We start from the raw sequence: 20,050 nt of genomic DNA, 5'->3' as shown, positions 1-20,050 counted from the left end.
TAGAGGAGCGTTCTGTAAGCCTGTGAAGGTGAGTTGAGAAGCTTGCTGGAGGTATCAGAAGTGCGAATGCTGACATGAGTAACGACAATGGGTGTGAAAAACACCCACGCCGAAAGACCAAGGTTTCCTGCGCAACGTTAATCGACGCAGGGTTAGTCGGTCCCTAAGGCGAGGCTGAAAAGCGTAGTCGATGGAAAACAGGTTAATATTCCTGTACTTCTGGTTATTGCGATGGAGGGACGGAGAAGGCTAGGCCAGCTTGGCGTTGGTTGTCCAAGTTTAAGGTGGTAGGCTGAGATCTTAGGTAAATCCGGGATCTTAAGGCCGAGAGCTGATGACGAGTTACCCTTTGGGTGACGAAGTGGTTGATGCCATGCTTCCAAGAAAAGCTTCTAAGCTTCAGGTAACCAGGAACCGTACCCCAAACCGACACAGGTGGTTGGGTAGAGAATACCAAGGCGCTTGAGAGAACTCGGGTGAAGGAACTAGGCAAAATGGCACCGTAACTTCGGGAGAAGGTGCGCCGGTGAGGGTCAAGCACTTGCTGCGTAAGCCCACGCCGGTCGAAGATACCAGGCCGCTGCGACTGTTTATTAAAAACACAGCACTCTGCAAACACGAAAGTGGACGTATAGGGTGTGACGCCTGCCCGGTGCCGGAAGGTTAATTGATGGGGTTAGCTAACGCGAAGCTCTTGATCGAAGCCCCGGTAAACGGCGGCCGTAACTATAACGGTCCTAAGGTAGCGAAATTCCTTGTCGGGTAAGTTCCGACCTGCACGAATGGCGTAACGATGGCGGCGCTGTCTCCACCCGAGACTCAGTGAAATTGAAATCGCTGTGAAGATGCAGTGTATCCGCGGCTAGACGGAAAGACCCCGTGAACCTTTACTATAGCTTTGCACTGGACTTTGAATTTGCTTGTGTAGGATAGGTGGGAGGCTTTGAAGCGTGGACGCCAGTTCGCGTGGAGCCAACCTTGAAATACCACCCTGGCAACTTTGAGGTTCTAACTCAGGTCCGTTATCCGGATCGAGGACAGTGTATGGTGGGTAGTTTGACTGGGGCGGTCTCCTCCTAAAGAGTAACGGAGGAGTACGAAGGTGCGCTCAGACCGGTCGGAAATCGGTCGTAGAGTATAAAGGCAAAAGCGCGCTTGACTGCGAGACAGACACGTCGAGCAGGTACGAAAGTAGGTCTTAGTGATCCGGTGGTTCTGTATGGAAGGGCCATCGCTCAACGGATAAAAGGTACTCCGGGGATAACAGGCTGATACCGCCCAAGAGTTCATATCGACGGCGGTGTTTGGCACCTCGATGTCGGCTCATCACATCCTGGGGCTGAAGCCGGTCCCAAGGGTATGGCTGTTCGCCATTTAAAGTGGTACGCGAGCTGGGTTTAGAACGTCGTGAGACAGTTCGGTCCCTATCTGCCGTGGACGTTTGAGATTTGAGAGGGGCTGCTCCTAGTACGAGAGGACCGGAGTGGACGAACCTCTGGTGTTCCGGTTGTCACGCCAGTGGCATTGCCGGGTAGCTATGTTCGGGAAAGATAACCGCTGAAAGCATCTAAGCGGGAAACTTGCCTCAAGATGAGATCTCACTGGGACCTTGAGTCCCCTGAAGGGCCGTCGAAGACTACGACGTTGATAGGCAGGGTGTGTAAGCGCTGTGAGGCGTTGAGCTAACCTGTACTAATTGCCCGTGAGGCTTGACCATATAACACCCAAGCAATTTGCTGATCCTGCTCGCAGGGCGCCAGATTGCGGTGTGTGAAGACGAAACGAACCGAAAGTTCGAATCTCACAAAACACCGAAGCTATCACATACCCAATTTGCTGAAGCGAGGCCAGCCGGCCACGACTCAGTACCCGAATTTCTTGACGACCATAGAGCATTGGAACCACCTGATCCCATCCCGAACTCAGCAGTGAAACGATGCATCGCCGATGGTAGTGTGGGGTTTCCCCATGTGAGAGTAGGTCATCGTCAAGATTAAATTCCGAAACCCCTATCTGCTGATGCAGGTAGGGGTTTTGTTTTTGTAGAAGTCCACGATTTTCACCAACACGTTTTTAAACGGGTCGGTCACCGAATTTCTTGACGACCATAGAGCATTGGAACCACCTGATCCCATCCCGAACTCAGCAGTGAAACGATGCATCGCCGATGGTAGTGTGGGGTTTCCCCATGTGAGAGTAGGTCATCGTCAAGATTGAATTCCCAGAACCCCTGTCTGCCAACGCAGCCAGGGGTTTTGTCGTTTTGAGGCCGATAATCGGATTCGGTCCCTGATTGCTCTCCCTGTCCGGCAATCCCCGAAGCCGTTGCTATGCTTTGATTGTTGGGCGTTGGCAACAAGCGCCCGCGACATGACTGGTCATGGGGATTCCAATAATGAAAAACCCTTATGCTCCTGGCTTCTGGTGCGCTATCGCGGCCTTGGTGCTGCTTTCGGCCACCTATTTTTATGGTGTGATGCTGACTCACCAGATCGACAAAGCGCTCATTTTCCTCGATAGCGCGTCCGCGCTGATCGGTGTCATATCCATCGCCATCGTTGCCTGGGCTTCACTTCAAGGCCAGCGCATCAAGAAAAAACAACTTGAGCAAGGCAAGACCTTGGTGCTGATCTGGGATACCAAGGTTGCTCTACGGCGGGTCGAAACGGTGTTCGATCGCTATTTCTGGGGCAGTTACTGGCAGCCGGGGCGCACGTTCCAAGAGGTCATGGGAGAACTCACCGGTACCCCGCTGGAGAAAAGCCTCGAGGCCCTGAAAATCCAATGCGTCGCCTTGGACAAGCAAGTTGCTCAAGATGACTGGCATTGGCTCAACAATGCCCGCGAACTGTGCGATGTTGCCAACGCCATGGCTCGGGAGCGCTATCAATTGGATTTTTGCGATGGGCGTGCCGATTCATCGGGCGCGGCAGTGATCAACCGTGATTTTGAAGTGCTGGTCTACACCTGGACGGCGCGGCTAAAGACCTTCGATCACCAACTCGACGAGATCGAAGTCCAATATTCGTAGACCATTTCGCAAGATCGCGCTTTTTCCCCTTTAAACATTGGGCTTGCCGGCCTGCCTGATGCTAATCTCCCCACCACTTTTACCGCGTCGAGCCACAGCCCTTGCGGGTCAAGGAAGACGACGACTTTTTCAACCATGGAAATACGATCGGGTCACTCATGAATAAATCAGCAAGCGTACTTCTGGGAATCGTTGTGGTTATCGGTGCGGTCAGCGCAGGTGGCGCCTGGTATACCGGCACGAAACTCGAGGGAGTGCTGAAAACCGCTATTGCCGACAGCAATAAGCAAATGCAAACCGCACTGGCCGGCTCTAATGGCACCGCTTCTATCGAACTGGTTTCCCTGGATCGTGGCACATTCAGCAGTACCGCGCATTACCGCCTGAAGGGCGAAGGCGAGATGTTTGGTGGTGAGCCGGTCGAGTTGCTGTTCGTGGACAATATCGAACACGGGCCACTGCCGTTCTCACGCCTGATTACGCTCAAATGGTTGCCCGTCATGGCTACCAGTCACACCGAACTTGAGCGCACCCCGCTGACTGAAAAATGGTTCGTGGCTGCGAAGGACAAGTCTCCTCTCAAAGGTGTTGTTAACCTGGGATACGACCAGTCCAGCAACGGTACAGTTGAGCTGCTGCCCCTGGACACCAAGCTGGATGAGCAAACACAGCTCACTTTTTCTGGTCTGAAGATCGATGTGGCCGCCAGTGCCCAAGCGCAAAAGATCAAGGCCGACGGCTATATGGACAGCTTCAAGCTGACCACCGTCGCCGAAGATCAGACCCCGGTGCAAGTCGAATTCAGTGGCCTGACGATAGCCAGCAATCTGACCAAGAGCACATACGGCTACTACATGGGTGACAACACCCTGCTGTTGAGCAGTAGCAAAACCAGTTTTGGCGAACCGAAATCGGTGCTGGGCTTGAAGAACTTCGAAATGAAGAACCACAGCAGCGAGAACGGTACCAGCGCTTCGGGGCGTGCCGACTACAAGGTCGGCGAATTGTCTTTCAACGACAAGGTTATCGGGTCTGCGCAGATGGCGGTCAGCCTGAAGAACCTGGATATCCCTGCCACCATGTCGCTGATGCAGGTTTACCAGTCCAAACTGCAGCCTTATGAGAGAGCAGCTGCCGAGGCGGCTGCAGCTGGCGAACCGGCTCCGGAACTGAACCTGACCGAGGCTGAAGAAGCACAGGTCAAGGCGGATCTGGAGAAACTCCTAGCGGGTGGCCCGCAAGTCGCGCTGGAAAATCTGTCGTTCAATACCGCCAACGGTGAAAGCCGCGCGAGCCTGATCGTTGACTTGGCCAAGCCGCAATCCATGGACCTTCCGCCTGATGAGCTTGGCCGTCAGTTGCTCGCCCTGCTGGATTTCAAAGTGAAAGTATCCAAGCCAATGCTGGTGGATCTCCTGACCGTGCAGGCGCAGATGGAAGGTCAGACCGACGCCAAACTGATTGCTGACCAGGCCACTGCCACCAGCGATATGTTCAGCGCCATGGCGATAGGTACCGAGCTGGCGAAGCTTGAAGGCAACGACGTTGTCACCAACCTGCACTACGCCAACAATCAGGTTGATTTCAATGGCCAGAAAATGACAGTTGAACAATTTACGGCATTCGTCATGAGCAAGCTGGGCGGCGGCGTCGCCGTTCAGTAATTTGCCTCAGTAACACCAAGACCGGCCCGTGCCTTGCGCACGGGCCGTTTTTTTGCTCATCGAAAAAAGCCAGCGCTGAAATCTGCATGGATTCTGAAGAATTATGGCGTTCCGGAAGATGACCCTTCACAGGATGCAAAACTAGGCACGTTAGAGCTTGGCTGGATTCCTTTGATCCGGCCTCCTGTTTGATGGGCAAGGGGGCACTGCGACCCGGCTGGCCATGTAAGGATGCTGACGAATGCCGCGTACTGTGGGTCCTCTTATTCAATTCGGTTTGCGCCCGTTGTTTCGCGTCGCGCTGTGCAGCCAATTGTGCTGGCCGGTAGTGGCGTTTGCCGACTCCGCTTATGACCAGATGGTGCTCGACGCCAGGGCGGGCAATCACGCACCCGCGTTGACCGTTTTGCGCCAGGTGCCGTCCGGTCAAGTCAGCACTGCGCAGGTCAGTGATCATCTGCAGATCGCCAGCTGGGCCGGTCTCGATGCCGAGGTGGTCAACGTCTACGAAACCCAGGGGCGATCTCGCGACTTGCCGGTCCAAGCGCTGGCCTCTACGGCCCGGGCTTACCGCAACCTCAAGCGTTGGGACTCGGCGGCTGAATTGTATCGTCGGGCACTGGCGATCGATCCGCAGAATCCTGACCTGCAACTCGGCCTGGCCTTGACCCAGGCCGACGCCGGCAAGCCTGACGAAGCCGTCAGCCGTGCCAGGGCGCTTGTTGCCGCGAAGCCTGAAGACCCGATGCGCCGATTGGCCCTTGGCTACGCCCTGACCCGCGCCGACAACCCCCACGGAGCGTTGTTTGAATACGACCAGGCCTTCACTCGCGCCGGTGGCAACAAGCGCGAGGTCGCGCGCGAATATATCCATGCCTTGCAGCGCGCCCGGTTGCCCGAGCCGGCCCTGCGCCTGGCCCGTCTTCAACCTGGGTTGATCGACCGTGGCGTGCAGCGCAGGCTCGAAGGCGATGTCGCGGCCGAGCGGGTGCGCCTGGCGGACATGGCCAGTCGCAGCGAAAAGGAGCGTTTTGTCATCGCAGATCGCGCCCTGGCCGATTATGACAAGCTGCTGGCCACCTGGACCCCGGTGGCCGAGGCTCATGACGACGTGCTGCGCTGGCGGATCGATCGCATGGGCGCCCTCAACGCCCGGGCTCGCCGGGCGGAAGTGATCACCGAATACCAGAAGCTGGTCGCTGAAGGGGTCAGTATTCCCACGTACGCCTTGCGCTGGGTTGCCTCTTCTTATCTAGAGCAGCGTGAGCCAGAAATCGCCGTTGACCTGTACCGTCGCGTGCTCACCGCGCCCGATGCCGACCCTGCGGATCGTTTCGAGGACAGCACCGCGCTTTACTACGCATTGTTGGAAAGCGAAAAATCCGAAGAAGCCCGCGCGCTCGCCGAAGACCAGGCCAAGTCCCAGCCCCCACGCGTCGAACTCAAAGGCCTGCCCATCGGCAACCCTAACGACGAATGGATGGATGCCCAGCAATTGGCCGCCCAGGCGGGCACTTACGGCGCTGATCTGCCTTCGGCCGAAGCGCGCCTGAACAATCTTGTCTATCAAGGCCCCGGCAACATCGGTTTGCGCCTGGCCCAGGCCGATCTGTACCAGGCCCGTGAATGGCCGCGTCGTTCGGAGATGCTGCTCAAGGAAGTCGAGGCCACGACGCCGCGCAGTCGCGATCTGGAAGTCGCCCAGGCCCGTGCCGCCATGGACTTGCAAGAATGGCGGCAGATGGAGGTGCTGACCGATGACGTGGTTGCCCGCTATCCGGAGAACGCTCACGTCAAACGCCTGCAACGCCAGCGCGAAGTCCACGACATGGCCGAACTGCGCATCGAAGCCTATACCGGCAAGAGTTACGGCGGCGGTAATGGCGATGCCGGCGCAGTCACCGGCAGCCGGGACTTTGGTATCGAGACCTTGCTGTACAGCCCGCCCATTGACGAGGACTGGCGCCTGTTCGGCGGTGCCGGCTACGCCACCGGCGATTTCGAAGAGGGCACAGGCCATCATCGCTGGCAGCGCCTGGGAGTGGAGCGGCGCACCCGTGACATGACCCTCGAAGCCGAAGTGTCCAACCACTCGTATGGCTTCGGTGACAAACAAGGCGCGCGCGTGGCCGTGGCCCGGGACATCAACGACCATTGGCAGTACGGCGGCAGCCTGGATTACCTCTCGGCCAACACTCCGCTTCGAGCGCTCAACAGCGGCATTAGGGCCAACGGTGGGAGCGGCTTCGTTCGCTGGCGAGCCAATGAAAGCCGTGAATGGCGACTGGATGTCAGCCCGTCCCACTTCAGCGATGGCAACAACCGCCTCGAGACATTGCTGACGGGCCGCGAAGGCATCTATAGCGCCCCGAGGTTGCAAGTAGAGCTGGGCCTGGAGGTCGGTGCCAGTCGCAACAGCGGCTCCGATGAAGTGCCGTACTTCAATCCGAAGTCGGACTTCAGCGTCATGCCGACTGTCAGCGCCAACCACGTGTTGCACCGCCGTTACGAAACCACCTGGAGCCAGCAATTCCAGGCCGGTGCCGGTACCTACAGCCAGCGCGACTACAGCACCGCAGCCATGGGTTTGCTCAGCTACGGCCAGCGCGTGATCTGGAACGACGTGCTTGAGGCCGGCGCTGCACTGAGCTGGCTCAACCGCCCCTACGACGGCGATCGTGAAAGCGATCTGCGCCTGCTTGTCGATCTCACCTACCGCTTTTAGAAGAGTTTGAAAATGCCCGTCATTTCGCGATTCATCCTTCTGCTGGGAGCTTTGCTGATCAGCGCTTGTGCCCAGCAGGCCCCGGCATTCGCTCCGCCTTCGCAACGACCGGTAGCCGCCAACGATGCTCCGTGGCCAAAAAACCACGTGCTCGGCATTGCCTATCACGATGTCGAAGACCTCGACCCCGACCAAGCCTTGGTGGCCGTGCGCACCGAGCGCCTGATCGAGCAATTGGCGTGGCTGCGGGAGAACAACTATCAGCCGGTGACGGTGGACCAGATCATCGCCGCCCGCAACGGTGGTCCGCAGCTACCGTCGCGAGCGGTGCTGCTGAGCTTCGACGATGGCTACTCAAGCTTCTACACCCGCGTCATGCCCATTCTGCGCGCCTATAACTGGCCGGCTATCCTGGCCCCGGTTGGGGGCTGGATCGATACGCCGATGAACCAGCCGGTGGACTTTGCCGGGGTGCCGCGCAAGCGTTCAGAGTTCTTGACCTGGGAGCAGATTCGCGAGGTGTCCAAATCGGGCTTGGTGGAAATCGCAGCCCACACCGATGCCAACCACAAAGGTATCCTTGCCAACCCGCAAGGCAACCAGCAACCCGCCGCGACCACCCGGCGCTACGACCCGGCCACCGGTGGTTACGAGACCGAAGCCGATTTTCAGGCTCGCCTGCGCAAGGACGTGGCGGCCATTTCCGAGAAAATCCGCAAAGTCACCGGTTACAGCCCGCGCGTCTGGGTCTGGCCTTATGGGGAGGCCGATGGCACTGCGTTGCAAGTGATCGGCGACCAGGGCTATCAAATGGCCCTGACCCTGGAAGACGGCCTCGACAGCCTCGATAACTTGATGAGCGGCCCACGTTTTCTGGTGGCCTCCGACCCCGATGGCGCGCACTTCGCCGAGAGCATCGCTTCCGTACAAACGATCGACCCGATGCGGGTGGTCCATGTTGACTTGGATTATGTCTATGATCCGGACCCCGTGCAGCAGGAAGCCAACGTTGGCAAATTGGTCCAGCGCGTTTACGACTTGGGCGCCAACACCGTGTTCTTGCAAGCGTTCGCCGACCCGAAAGGCGACGGTTTGGTCCACTCGCTGTACTTTTCCAACCGTCACTTGCCAGTACGCGCCGACTTGTTCGACCGGGTTGCCTGGCAACTGCGTACTCGGGCCAACGTCAAGGTGTATGCCTGGATGCCGGTGCTGAGCTTTGCCCTCGACCCGAAATTTCCCCGAGTGCAGCGCTGGGATCCCGAAACCGGCAAGACGGGCGTCGCCCCGGACCAATACGTGCGCCTGTCGCCGTTCGACCCGAACGTGCGCAAGGTCATCGCAGAGATCTACGAAGACATGGCGCGGATGAGCTCGGTGGACGGCGTTCTGTACCATGACGACGCGGTGTTCTCCGACTTCGAGGACGCCGGCCCCGCCGCGATGAAAGTCTATGCTGCCAACGGCTTGCCGACCTCCGTCGCCGCCCTGCGCGATGACCCGGCGGCGATGCAGCGCTGGACCCGTTTCAAGAGTCGCTACCTGATCGACTTCACCGCAGAGCTGACCGCCAAGGTCCGGGCAATTCGCGGCCCGCAGGTTCGCACGGCGCGCAACATCTTTGCCGAGCCGATGCTCAACCCGCAAAGCGAAGCCTGGTTTGCGCAGAACCTCGACGATTTCCTCGCCGCCTACGACTGGACGGCACCGATGGCCATGCCGTTGATGGAAAAACAGACCCGCGAGCAATCCGGTCCTTGGCTCGAGCGGCTGGTGGAAACCGTCAAGGCTCGTCCCGGCGCGCTCAAGCGCACGGTGTTCGAACTGCAGGCCCGCGACTGGCACAGCAAACCGGTGGCCGACATCGACGGCGAACAATTGGCCGACTGGATGGGGCGCCTCAAGCGCCAGGGCGTGACCAGTTTCGGCTACTACCCGGACAACTTCATCGAAGACCAGCCCGCCGTGAAAGCCGTACGGCCCGCGCTCTCCAACAAGTGGAATCCTTGACATGCTCGACAGACTGCTCGCCGTCCTGGTGCTGGCGATCGTCCTTGGGGTGCCCCTGGGCCTGATCTTCCTGGTCACCGGGCAATTCCTGATGGACTTCGTGTTCTTCTACCCACTGTTCATGTCCGGGCTATGGATCGCCGGCGGCCTGTATTTCTGGCTGCACTGGGAGCGTCACTGGCCTTGGAAGGACGACACCTTGCCGCCGCCCTTGGCGGGCGAGCCGCTGATCAGCATCCTGATCCCGTGCTTCAACGAAGGCGATAACGTCGCCGACACTATTCACGCGGCGCTGGGCCAGCATTACCCGAACATCGAAGTCATCGCCATCAACGACGGCTCCAAGGACAACACCGCTCAAGTGTTGGATCAATTGGCGGCTGAAGACCCACGCCTGCGGGTGCTGCACCTGGCGGAAAACCAAGGCAAGGCGGTGGCCCTGCGCATGGGCGCCATCGCCGCGCGCAGCGAATACCTGGTGTGCATCGACGGTGACGCACTGCTGGCGCCGAACACCTGCGCTTACCTGGTGGCGCCGATGCTGGACAACGCCCGCCTCGGCGCGGTAACCGGCAACCCGCGTATCCGCACCCGCTCGACCCTGATAGGCCGGGTCCAAGTCGGCGAGTTCTCCTCGATCATCGGCCTGATCAAGCGCACCCAGCGGGTTTTCGGGCGGATCTTCACCGTGTCCGGTGTGATCGTCGCGTTCCGTCGCACGGCCCTGCACCGGGTCGGCTACTGGAGCCCGGACATGATCACCGAAGACATCGACATCAGTTGGAAGCTGCAACTGGATCACTGGAGCATTTTCTACGAGCCGCGCGCGCTGTGCTGGATCCTCATGCCTGAGACCCTGCGTGGCCTGTGGCGCCAGCGCTTGCGCTGGGCACAGGGCGGTGCCGAAGTGCTGTTCAAGAACATCCGTGGCATCTGGCAATACCGTCACCGCTACCTGTGGCCGTTGCTGTTCGAATATTGCCTGTCCACCGGTTGGGCGTTCACCTTCCTGCTGTCGGTGATCTTCTGGGGCGTCGGGAAATTCATCGAGATGCCCGCCGCCATTGCTGTGGATCATCTGATGCCGCCGGCCTTCACCGGCCTGTTGCTGGCGGTGGTGTGCCTGATGCAGTTCGCGGTGAGCATCCTGATCGACCGCCGCTACGAGAAAGGCCTGTGGCACATCATGTTCTGGGTCGTCTGGTACCCGTTGGTGTTCTGGTTGATCAGTCTGTTCACCACGTTGGTGAGTTTTCCCAAGGTGCTGTTCGGTCAGCATCAGAAACGCGCGCGCTGGGTCAGCCCGGATCGCGGGATCAAACCGATCGATGACGAAGAAGAGGAAGTGATCCGATGAAAATTATCAGGACCCGGCAACGGCCTTTTCTGGTGGTCATCGATGTGTTTTTCACGGTCCTGGCGTGGGTCGGATTGGTGTATTTGCTGGTGAACGGGCTCTGGCCTCTGTTCGACAGCCATGCCGGCCCGCGGCTGGGCGGTTCGCTGTTGGAAACCCTTGGAACCTTGCAGATCTACGGTTGGATTGCGTTGGTCAACGCGATCATCCTGATCACCTGGGCGCGTTATCAGCAGCGCAAGAGCCGCAGCTTCGCCCAGCGCCGACTGCCGGCGCCAGTGGTGGACGATTTGGGCTTGAGCGCCAGCTTCAAGTTGACCGACGAGCGTCTGGACACTTTGCGCCAGCCGGGTTCCAAGATTATCCACAACAATCAGGAGGGCGACATCAGCCACGTGGTGCCGCATTTCCACCTGTTGAGTCCGGACATGCAACCTGCGCCCTTGGCGCCGCTGGAACGGCCGCCGGTCATCCATCTGCCGGCCGATCATTCTGCATAGGCACTACTTTGCATAGGGACTACGCCGAAAAATCCCGAACCAGCCGCCAAGCCTCATCCACGGGCAGCGGTTGTTTCATCCGCTGGGCCAGCGCCGCCATCGCCCGGCCTTCATCGCAGGCCACGGCAGCAGCAACGAGGCCGTCCTTGCCGAGCAATGCGATAAAAGGCGGATGCTCGGGCGTGCCTTTGAACTGCACCTCGTCCCATTCTTCGGCGTGGCCGAGGTAGTCGTAGCGTTTGCCGAAGTGGTAAGTCCAGAAGAACGGCACATCCAGGTAATGCTCCTCGCCGCCGAGCATGTTCGTCGCGGCGATGCGTGCCTGTTGCTGGGCCAGGCGCCAATGCTCGATACGCCTAGGCTGGCCGTTTAGCGCAAAGGTAGCGATGTCGCCGACGGCCCATACGCCATCGGCCGCGCGCATGCTGTCGTCGACCATCAATGAGCGATCATCCGCCCGTGGCAGCTTAGCGAACGGCTCCGTCGCGGGGCGTATGCCGACGCCGATGATGACCAGGTCCGCCGCGAGGCGTTGGCCATTATCCAGCAGCACGGCTTCAACCTTGCCCGCGCCTTCGATTCGTGCCGCCTCGCCGTCGCTGTGATAGACCACGCCATTGGCCCGATGGCGAGCCAGGATCGCCTTGCCGATGCTGTCGCCGAACTGCGCCGCGAACGGCACTGGATGACGGGCCAGGACGGTGACGCTCAGCTCACGCTTGCACAATGACGAGGCGACTTCCATGGCGATAAAGCTGTCGCCGATAATGACTGCCCGTTGTCCTGGCTTGGCTTGCTCGAGGATCTGCCGGCTGTCGGCCAACGAGCGCAACACCAGGACTTGGGGCAAATCGCTGCCGGGCAGATCCAGTTTCCTGGGCTCCCCTCCGGTTGCAACCAGCACCGCGTCATAGCCCAGCAACGTACCGTCGGCGAGGCGGACTTGGCGCGCCGCAACATCAAGACCGACGACTTCGCCATGGCGTCGTTCGATGCGCTGCTGGGTGAAATAACTTTCATCGCGCAGGGACGGGGTTTCTTGCGCTGCCATGTCACCGGCCAGGACGTATTTGCTCAACACCGTGCGGTCATAGCCGGCCTCGGCTTCGCGGTCGATCATCAGGATTTGGCCACCGAAACCTTTTTCCCGCAACGCCGCCGCGCAGGCGGTGCCGGCCGCTCCGGCGCCAATGATGACGAACGTGCGCGGGTCGTCGGCCGGGGGGATCTTTTCCGCAGGCAGTGGTTGGTCATCGACCCAAACGTCATCGCCTCGCACCTCGACGTGATAACGCTCCAGGCTGTCGAGGGCCGGCGGTTCACACAGGGCGCCGTCTTCGGCGCGGAACGCCGCTTTGTGCCACGGGCAGATCACCCGTCCATGGCACACGGCACCCTTGGCCAGCGGCGCCCCGGCATGCGGGCACTTGCCTTGGAACGCCCGCACCTGTCCGCCAGCTCGCAGCAGCAGGATAGGTGCGTCGTTGAGGGTGACTTCGAGGCCGCGGTCTTCTCGCACATCAGCGAGGCGGGCGACTTGATGCATGGGCATGGTCGTTCTCCGACAGGCATTTCCCGTTGGAGTCGGGTGATTGGAATGAGGTTCAGCATAATTGTCACTGCAACCGGGCTGGCCCTGCGGCTATAGTTGGCAGGCCGTCCATGGCCTGAATCGCATTTAAGGTGCCCGGTATGACCCGATTGACCTCCCTTTCCTCCTGGCTCGCGGCCGTCATCCTCGCGCTGTGCGCACAAGGGGCTGTCCAGGCCGAAGAGCGTTTCACCCTGAGCATTCCCGGTGTGTCGGACGATCGCCTCTTCACCGCCGCGGCCGCCAGTGACGCCAACACCTGCGGCGGCAAGAATATTTCCCCGGCCCTGAGCTGGAACGCCGGCCCGCCTGGCACCCTCAGCTATGCGATCGTCATGCTCGACCCCGACGGCCAACGAGGGCAGGGTGTGGACCATTGGGTCCATTACGGGATCAAGGCCACCACGCGGCAGATTCCAACGGGTGCGGGCACCAAATCCACGCTGGAAGGCATGAGCGGGATAAACAGCAAGAACACCCATGGCTATATCGGCCCGTGCCCGCCTGTGGGCGACAGCGCGCACCATTACCTGATCCAGATTTTCGCCCTGGATCTGCCGCCCGATGCACTGCCCGCCGGCCTCACCCGTACCCAGCTAATGGAAAAACTCAACGGCCACGTACTGCGCAACAGCAGCGTGGTGCGCCGCTATCACCGCTGACCAGACCACCCGACCCGTGGCGAGGGCGCTTGCTTGCGCCGGGCTGCGCAGCAGCCCCAATCGTCACGCAAGTTGGCATCACGGGCCAAAAGCGAGCACTATCGAGCCCCTGTTCACTCTTGCCGGAGGATGGCGATGACGCAGAAACCGGACGGCATCGCCCGCCTCCTGAACTGCCCCACCAAGGGCGACGAGATACGCCAGGCGATTGCCCGCAGCCGCAAGGATTTCCTGCCTGATGACGAGGCCGCAGACGCCGAGCCAGGCCAACCGCTGGCTCAGCCCGTGGACACGAATCCCGCTGCCTGAACCACTGTCTTCAACTTTTTCAACGATGCCCATGACTGCCACCACTCATTTACCAGGCGCGCGATTCAGCCGATCCGACTACAAGACCTTGGGCCTGGCCGCCCTCGGCGGTGCGCTGGAAATCTACGACTTCATCATTTTCGTTTTTTTCGCCCTGACCTTGAGCCAACTGTTTTTCCCGCCGGAAATGCCCGAGTGGTTGCGCTTGCTGCAAAGCTTCGGGATTTTCGCCACCGGCTACCTGGCGCGTCCCTTGGGCGGGATTCTCATGGCGCACTTCGCCGATCGCCTGGGCCGCAAGCGCGTCTTCAGCCTCAGCATCCTGATGATGGCGTTGCCTTGCCTGCTCATCGGGCTGATGCCTACCTATGCACAAATCGGTTATTTCGCCCCGTTGCTGTTGCTGGCGCTGCGCATCCTGCAAGGCGCCGCGGTGGGCGGCGAAGTGCCCAGCGCCTGGGTGTTCGTCGCCGAGCATGCGCCGCTGCAGCATCGCGGCTACGCCTTGGGGTTCCTCCAGGCCGGCCTGACCTTCGGCTACTTGCTGGGCGCCCTGACGGCCACGGCGCTGGCGCGGATCTACACGCCGGCCGAGATCCTCGATTACGCCTGGCGCCTGCCGTTCCTGTTGGGCGGGGTCTTTGGCGTAATCGGCGTCTGGTTGCGCCGCTGGCTGAGCGAAACGCCGATCTTCATGGCCCTGCAGGCCAATCGCGAAGGCGCGCCTGAATTGCCGCTGCGCACCGTCCTGCGTGACCATCGCCACGCCTTGCTACCCGCCGCGATTCTCACCTGCGTGCTGACCTCCGCCGTGGTGGTGTTCGTGGTCATCACCCCGACCGTGATGCAGAAAAGCTTCGGCCTGACACCTGGCCACACCTTTGCCCTCAGTAGCCTGGGTATCGTGTTCCTGAACATCGGCTGTGTCCTGGCTGGGCTCATCGTCGACCGCATCGGCGCCTGGCGCACGGTCATGCTCTACAGCCTGCTGCTGCCCCTGGGCATCGCCTTGCTCTATGCCAGCCTGATCAACGGCAGCGCCTGGCTGGGCCTGGCCTACGCCGTGGCCGGGCTCAGTTGCGGCGTGGTCGGCGCGGTGCCTTCAGTGATGGTCAGCCTGTTTCCGCCGAAGATCCGCGTGTCCGGCATTTCGTTCACCTACAACATCGCCTACGCGCTGTGGGCGAGCATGACGCCGTTGGTATTGATCGCGCTGGTGCCGTGGAGCCCTTGGGTGTGCGTGGGGTATTGCGCGGTGATGGGCGCGGTGGGCGTGGGGGCGGCGGCGTATTTTCCTGGGCGGCATGCCAAGGCTGTGCAGCCTTCGCTGGCGTGTGAGTCGTAGGCTTGCACAGGCGGGCGAATTTGCGACAAGGCGAGCCGTCCTGACGTCAATAGCCCAGCTCCTTTGCGAGATTGATCAAAAAAATTCGGGTCGTTAACCCGAACCACCAAAGGCTTGCGTCTGACCCTGTGAACGGATCATTCACTCAGAGGCTCAGCCCATGTCCCGTCCGCTTTCCTATATACGCCCTGCTGCCCAGGGCTTTGCTGTCACCCTGCTGGTGGCGTTGGCCGGTTGTGGGTTGTCTTCATCCCGTGAGCCGGCCAAGCCGTCCGAGCCGGTGCCCGTGGCGCCTAGCGTCGTACCGCAAGGCGAACTGCACCAGTCAACCGTCAAGCGCACGCTCATGAAGCCGGCATCGATGCCCGCTCCCAGCGTGGCGAATGATGCCATCACCGCGGGTTACCGCGCCGAGTCGCGCGAACAATACGAAAAACTGCCGGACAACCCGATCCACAGCGTCGCCGAAACACCGGTCTCGACCTTCAGCGTTGATGTCGATACCGGCAGCTACGCCAATGTGCGACGTTTTCTCAATCAAGGCAGCCTGCCGCCCGACGGCGCCGTACGACTTGAGGAAATGGTCAATTACTTCCCTTACCACTACGCGCTTCCTGCCGATGGTTCGCCTTTTGGCGTGACCACCGAAATCGCCCCTTCGCCATGGAATCCCCACACCCGTTTGCTGCGCATCGGCATCAAGGCGTCCGACCGCGCCGTGGCGGACCTGGCCCCTGCCAACCTGGTTTTTTTGGTGGACGTTTCCGGCTCCATGGATCGTCGCGAAGGCCTGCCGCTGGTCAAAAGCACCCTGAAATTGCTGGTGGACCAATTGCGCGACCAGGACCGAGTGTCTCTGGTGGTCTATGCCGGCGAATCGCATGTAGTGCTCAAGCCAACCTCGGGCCGCGAAAAGACGAAGATCCGCAACGCCATCGATCAACTGAGCGCAGGCGGTTCCACTGCTGGCGCCTCGGGCATCGAATTGGCCTACCAGATGGCGCGGGAGAGCTTTATCGATAAAGGCATCAACCGCATCCTGCTGGCCACCGATGGCGATTTCAATGTCGGCGTCAGCGACTTCGACAGCCTCAAGCAGATGGCAACGGACCAGCGCAAAAGCGGCGTATCCCTCACCACACTGGGCTTCGGTGTGGATAACTACAACGAGCATCTGATGGAGCAACTGGCCGACGCTGGCGACGGCAACTACGCCTACATCGACAACCTGCTCGAAGCGCGCAAAGTCCTTGTTGACCAGCTCAGCTCCACCCTGGCGGTGGTGGCGCGGGATGTGAAGTTACAAGTGGAGTTCAACCCCGCCCAAGTCAGCGAATATCGCCTGCTGGGCTACGAAAACCGCGCGCTCAAGCGTGAGGATTTCAATAATGACAAGGTTGATGCAGGTGAGATCGGTGCCGGGCATACAGTCACGGCGCTGTATGAAATTGTCCCGAAGGGTGAGAAGGGCTGGCTGGAACCGCTGCGCTATGCCAGCGTGCCCAAGTCGGACGGCACGCCAGGCGAACTGGCGATGTTGCGCGTACGCTACAAACCGGCTGAAGGCGGTAACAGCCGCTTGATCGAGCACCCCATCGCTGCCGCTCAGCAGAATGACAAGCCCAGCGATGACTTGCGTTTCGCCGCTGCCGTGGCTGCCTTCGCCCAGCAGCTCAAGGGTGATGGGCGCTACACTGGCACGATGAGCCTGAAGGACACCGCGCAATTGGCGCGTTCGGCCCGCGGCGAAGACCCGTTCGGGCTGCGAGCGGAGTTTGTGCAGTTGGTGGAGCTTGCGCAGAGCCTCAAGCCTGCACCCTGATCAGCGAAAGGAGTTCATCAGCGACATGGCCGTTGTGCTTGATTCTCCCAGCGACGAATCGCTGCTGGCCCGTTACCGCGATGGCGACGGGGCTTCTTTCGAAGTCCTGTATGCGCGTCATCGCCTCGGGCTTTATCGTTTCCTCGTGTCCTTGAGCAACAAAGCCGAACTGGCTGAAGAAATCTTCCAGGATACTTGGCTCAGCCTGATCCGCAGCACCACCCAGCCACAAGGCCGCGCGAGTTTTCGTACATGGTTGTTCCAGATCGCCCGCAACCGCTTGATCGATCACTGGCGCAGGCACGGCGTTCATAATCCACTGCATGACAGTTATGACGAACAACTTCACGTCCAACCCGACGACAGCAGCGGCCCCGAGCAACAGTTGAGCCTGAGTCGCGATCAGGCGCGCCTTGACGCGGCGCTGCAGGCATTGCCCGAGGACCAGCGGGAAGTTTTCCTGCTGCGCCTGCACGGCGATTTGGAACTGCCACAAATTGCGGCCCTGACCGGCGTCCCGCTGGAAACGGTCAAGAGCCGCTTGCGTTACGCCCAGCAGAAATTGCATCGACTGTTGGCCGAGGAGGTACCCGCATGATCGACCGCAAACACGCGCCGAATTCCGATGACGAGATGTTGATCAAGCATTTTCGCGAACACGCCAGCGGTGAACCGCCGGCCTCGCTCGACAATTTCATCCTGGCCGCCGCCCGCCGTGAAGCCCCGACGCCCGCACCGAGCTTGTGGAAGCGCTGGCTACAGGCCTGTCAGCGGCCGCGTGGGCAAATGGCCTTCGCCACGGTCGCCGGCGTGGCGCTGATGATCGGTTTGGTGCTGCGTTCCCCGATGCCCGAGGAGCCTCTGTCCGCGCCTGCCTCGATGGAATTTTCCGCCGATCGGCAAGCGCGCGCCGTTGTCGCTGCACCACCGCCCGCCATGCCCGCCCCCGCGCCGATCACCCGCATGGCGCCGCAAGGCGAGCTGGCGCGAGCCCCGGCCGTCCCGATGCAATCCTTGGCGGATACGACGGCAAAAAAAATCAGCAAACCGGCGCCTGCTGCACTGCCATCGCTTGAGCAAGGCTTGCTGGAAATCCTGCGCTTGCGCCAGGCGGGGGACACCAGGGCCGCTGATGAGAAGCTGCTGGCGTTGCACAAGCGTTTTCCCAAGGAAGACTTGCCGGCGCGGTTGGAGGCGTTGCAGACGCGTTGAAGTCGGCGAGTACCAAAGGCTGGCACAACGTCCGTGGCGAGCTTGCTCCCGTAATGTCGATGGTGCTGGCAGGGTAGCGTTGTAGGCGGTCGAGCTGGGCACATCGTTACAAATGCAGGCATAGCAGGATCACATGAGCGGAACTATACTCGCCAGCATGAAAAAGCTGATGCTCGAACTCGACGGAACCGACCCAAGCAAGCTCTCTATGGCTCGCTTGACGGATTATCTGTGCGAGCTCGCAGAGCTTTTCGGCTCGCAAGATAATGTTCATTTCGACTCTGTCACCGAAGGTTGTGTTTGCCTGAATACTTGGGTGGAAGACGATAAGTACCCCCACGTCCTGAATAGGGTGCGTGAGGCCGCTCAGGGAGTTGGGCCCAAGCGTGCAAGAAAGGCGTATCTGCAACTCTCTGCATTGATGGAGCAAGATCGAGTGGATGGTGTCTTGCAAGCCGCAGATGCGAACATCCTCCAATTCCCCAAAGCAAAGACCGCTCCCCCTCCCATGGTCGTCATCAAGCAGGGTAGCGTTCAAGGGCGCCTGTATGTCGTTGGTGGAAAGGACGAGACGGTTCCTGTTCGGCTTGAGGGGGCTGGTGGCGAAACTCTTCTTTGTGAAGCCGATACGGTATTGGCTGAACAACTGGGCAAACTCTTGTTCAAGTATGTTCGCGTCCATGGAAAGGGAGAGTGGGAAAGTCGACCACATGGCGGCTGGCGGCTGCGAAAAATGTTCATTCAGTCCTACGAGAGGCTCGAAAAAACCTCTTTGCGTAGTGCGGTTACCCAGCTCAAGGAACTGGGTGGTATCACCTGGAGCGAGATGGACGATCCCCATGGAACGATTCAGAACCTAAGGGGATGAGGTGCGCATAGTTCTCGATACCAGCGTTCTCGTCCAAGCCTTGGGAAACGCAAAGGACGGTATCGTTTTGGTTGATCCCGCCACTGGACATAACGTTGATAGGGCGGAGGCTAGAGCTGAGGCCTTAATCGAAATGGTCGACGCAAGAGGTGGAACGGTACTGATACCAACTCCTGCATTGGCTGAGTATCTGGTGGGCATTGATCGGGATTTTCACCAGAGCCACCTGGATGTCATAAACGGCTTTTCGTGTTTTGAAATCATATCTTTCGATCAGATCGCTGCGGTCGAGTGTGCTCGTATGGTCGATGACAATGAGCTGAAGGTGCTTGACCCGGCAGCAACGAAAGCCAAGTTACGTTTTGATCGCCAGATAATTGCTACTGCTCTCGCAACCAACGCTGATGAAGTCTGGACTCATGATGCAGGTCTTTATTCCAAAGCTCAGAAATGCGGACTTGTGGTGAAGTCTTTAGGAGATATCGAGCCGGCTCCTGAGCAACTTGAGGCCGATCTCGACCACTGAGCGTCTGCCCGAGGCGGTTGGTGATGGAGACCCCAGCCCTATAGTCATTTTTAACACGGCCCCTGTCGGTTGATGCGCTGCAGCGCTGATACCGCTCAGGGGTTTTTATTATCTGAATTTCTTACATACAGGCACCTATGGGAGATAAATCCCATAAAAAAGCCCCAGTCCATGAGAACTGAGGCTTTTGATTTTCAATGTTTGGTGCACCAGGCGGGATTCGAACCCACGACCCCTGCCTTCGGAGGGCAGTACTCTATCCAGCTGAGCTACTGGTGCAACGCGGGCGCCATGATACTCATAAGCATGGCGGGCGTCCATGCTACTGAATCGCCTGCGTTTTCGTGCCGCTCGGCGGCCATTGACTACGCTGATCAGAAAAAATAGGCAAATTCAGCTTTTTCGTTCTTTTTTTCGAACAGCCTATT

The 20,050-nt window shown here is 59.7% G+C and carries 15 protein-coding genes, 1 tRNA gene and 3 rRNA genes (1 of these 19 only partly in view); 17 read left to right on the top strand and 2 right to left on the bottom strand.

The genetic code is table 11. The features are described from left to right. The 9 genes from J3P82_RS25180 to pgaD all read left to right on the top strand — a co-directional run. Positions 1-1,717 (top strand): 23S ribosomal RNA (locus J3P82_RS25180) (it extends 1,175 nt beyond the left edge of the window). Positions 1,718-1,877: 160 nt separating this feature from the next. After that, positions 1,878-1,993: ribosomal RNA gene (gene rrf / locus J3P82_RS25175) — 5S ribosomal RNA — on the top strand. A gap of 104 nt (positions 1,994-2,097) precedes the next feature. Further along, positions 2,098-2,213, top strand: a 5S ribosomal RNA gene (gene rrf, locus J3P82_RS25170). Between the two features lie 182 nt (positions 2,214-2,395). Continuing rightward, positions 2,396-3,031: an NADH:ubiquinone oxidoreductase subunit N gene (locus J3P82_RS25165; protein WP_434559484.1), complete on the top strand. Its 636-nt coding sequence runs from the start codon at positions 2,396-2,398 to the stop codon at positions 3,029-3,031. Between the two features lie 158 nt (positions 3,032-3,189). Next, the gene (locus J3P82_RS25160; protein WP_434563959.1) at positions 3,190-4,695 is read left to right on the top strand and encodes a YdgA family protein; all 1,506 of its coding nucleotides are present in this window, start codon (positions 3,190-3,192) and stop codon (positions 4,693-4,695) included. Between the two features lie 241 nt (positions 4,696-4,936). Beyond that, a complete protein-coding gene (gene pgaA / locus J3P82_RS25155; RefSeq protein ID WP_434559482.1) occupies positions 4,937-7,420 on the top strand; it encodes a poly-beta-1,6 N-acetyl-D-glucosamine export porin PgaA in 2,484 nt (827 codons plus the stop codon). 12 nt (positions 7,421-7,432) lie between these two features. Beyond that, complete coding sequence (pgaB, locus tag J3P82_RS25150) at positions 7,433-9,430, top strand: poly-beta-1,6-N-acetyl-D-glucosamine N-deacetylase PgaB (protein WP_434559480.1); 1,998 nt, start codon at positions 7,433-7,435, stop codon at positions 9,428-9,430. 1 nt (position 9,431) lies between these two features. Next, complete coding sequence (gene pgaC, locus J3P82_RS25145; protein ID WP_434559478.1) at positions 9,432-10,787, top strand: poly-beta-1,6-N-acetyl-D-glucosamine synthase; 1,356 nt, start codon at positions 9,432-9,434, stop codon at positions 10,785-10,787. Continuing rightward, positions 10,784-11,287: a poly-beta-1,6-N-acetyl-D-glucosamine biosynthesis protein PgaD gene (gene pgaD / locus J3P82_RS25140; RefSeq protein ID WP_434559476.1), complete on the top strand. Its 504-nt coding sequence runs from the start codon at positions 10,784-10,786 to the stop codon at positions 11,285-11,287. The genes pgaC and pgaD overlap by 4 nt, the downstream gene beginning before the upstream one ends. 19 nt (positions 11,288-11,306) lie before the next feature. On the opposite strand, the gene J3P82_RS25135 is transcribed toward pgaD, so the two are convergent. After that, a complete protein-coding gene (locus J3P82_RS25135) occupies positions 11,307-12,839 on the bottom strand; it encodes an FAD-dependent oxidoreductase (protein WP_434559474.1) in 1,533 nt (510 codons plus the stop codon). Positions 12,840-12,979: 140 nt separating this feature from the next. Between J3P82_RS25135 and J3P82_RS25130 the strand changes: the two genes are divergently transcribed. From J3P82_RS25130 to J3P82_RS25095, 8 genes are all read left to right on the top strand, one after another. Then, positions 12,980-13,540, top strand: coding sequence for a YbhB/YbcL family Raf kinase inhibitor-like protein (locus tag J3P82_RS25130; RefSeq protein ID WP_434559472.1), 561 nt, complete (start codon positions 12,980-12,982; stop codon positions 13,538-13,540). 135 nt (positions 13,541-13,675) lie between these two features. Further along, positions 13,676-13,849 (top strand): hypothetical protein, encoded by a 174-nt coding sequence (locus J3P82_RS25125; protein WP_434559470.1) that lies wholly within the window; start codon positions 13,676-13,678, stop codon positions 13,847-13,849. A gap of 31 nt (positions 13,850-13,880) precedes the next feature. After that, entirely contained in the window at positions 13,881-15,194 is a 1,314-nt protein-coding gene (locus J3P82_RS25120) for an MFS transporter (RefSeq protein WP_434559468.1), read from the top strand. Between the two features lie 160 nt (positions 15,195-15,354). Further along, positions 15,355-17,016 carry a vWA domain-containing protein gene (locus J3P82_RS25115; protein WP_434559466.1) on the top strand — a complete coding sequence of 554 codons (1,662 nt, stop codon included), beginning with the start codon at positions 15,355-15,357 and terminating at the stop codon, positions 17,014-17,016. Positions 17,017-17,041: 25 nt separating this feature from the next. Beyond that, positions 17,042-17,614 (top strand): RNA polymerase sigma factor, encoded by a 573-nt coding sequence (locus J3P82_RS25110; protein ID WP_434559464.1) that lies wholly within the window; start codon positions 17,042-17,044, stop codon positions 17,612-17,614. Further along, positions 17,611-18,228 carry a hypothetical protein gene (locus J3P82_RS25105; protein ID WP_434559462.1) on the top strand — a complete coding sequence of 206 codons (618 nt, stop codon included), beginning with the start codon at positions 17,611-17,613 and terminating at the stop codon, positions 18,226-18,228. The genes J3P82_RS25110 and J3P82_RS25105 overlap by 4 nt, the downstream gene beginning before the upstream one ends. A 157-nt stretch (positions 18,229-18,385) precedes the next feature. Then, complete coding sequence (locus J3P82_RS25100) at positions 18,386-19,096, top strand: hypothetical protein (protein WP_232916959.1); 711 nt, start codon at positions 18,386-18,388, stop codon at positions 19,094-19,096. A 1-nt stretch (position 19,097) separates the two neighbouring features. After that, positions 19,098-19,622: a type II toxin-antitoxin system VapC family toxin gene (locus tag J3P82_RS25095; RefSeq protein WP_434559460.1), complete on the top strand. Its 525-nt coding sequence runs from the start codon at positions 19,098-19,100 to the stop codon at positions 19,620-19,622. A gap of 202 nt (positions 19,623-19,824) precedes the next feature. On the opposite strand, the gene J3P82_RS25090 is transcribed toward J3P82_RS25095, so the two are convergent. Continuing rightward, a tRNA-Arg gene (locus J3P82_RS25090) sits at positions 19,825-19,901 on the bottom strand. Positions 19,902-20,050 lie beyond the last annotated feature (149 nt).

This window comes from Pseudomonas sp. Z4-20, assembly GCF_051131955.1.
GTDB lineage: Bacteria > Pseudomonadota > Gammaproteobacteria > Pseudomonadales > Pseudomonadaceae > Aquipseudomonas > Aquipseudomonas marvdashtae.
This window is presented reverse-complemented; position numbering and strand designations above follow the sequence as displayed.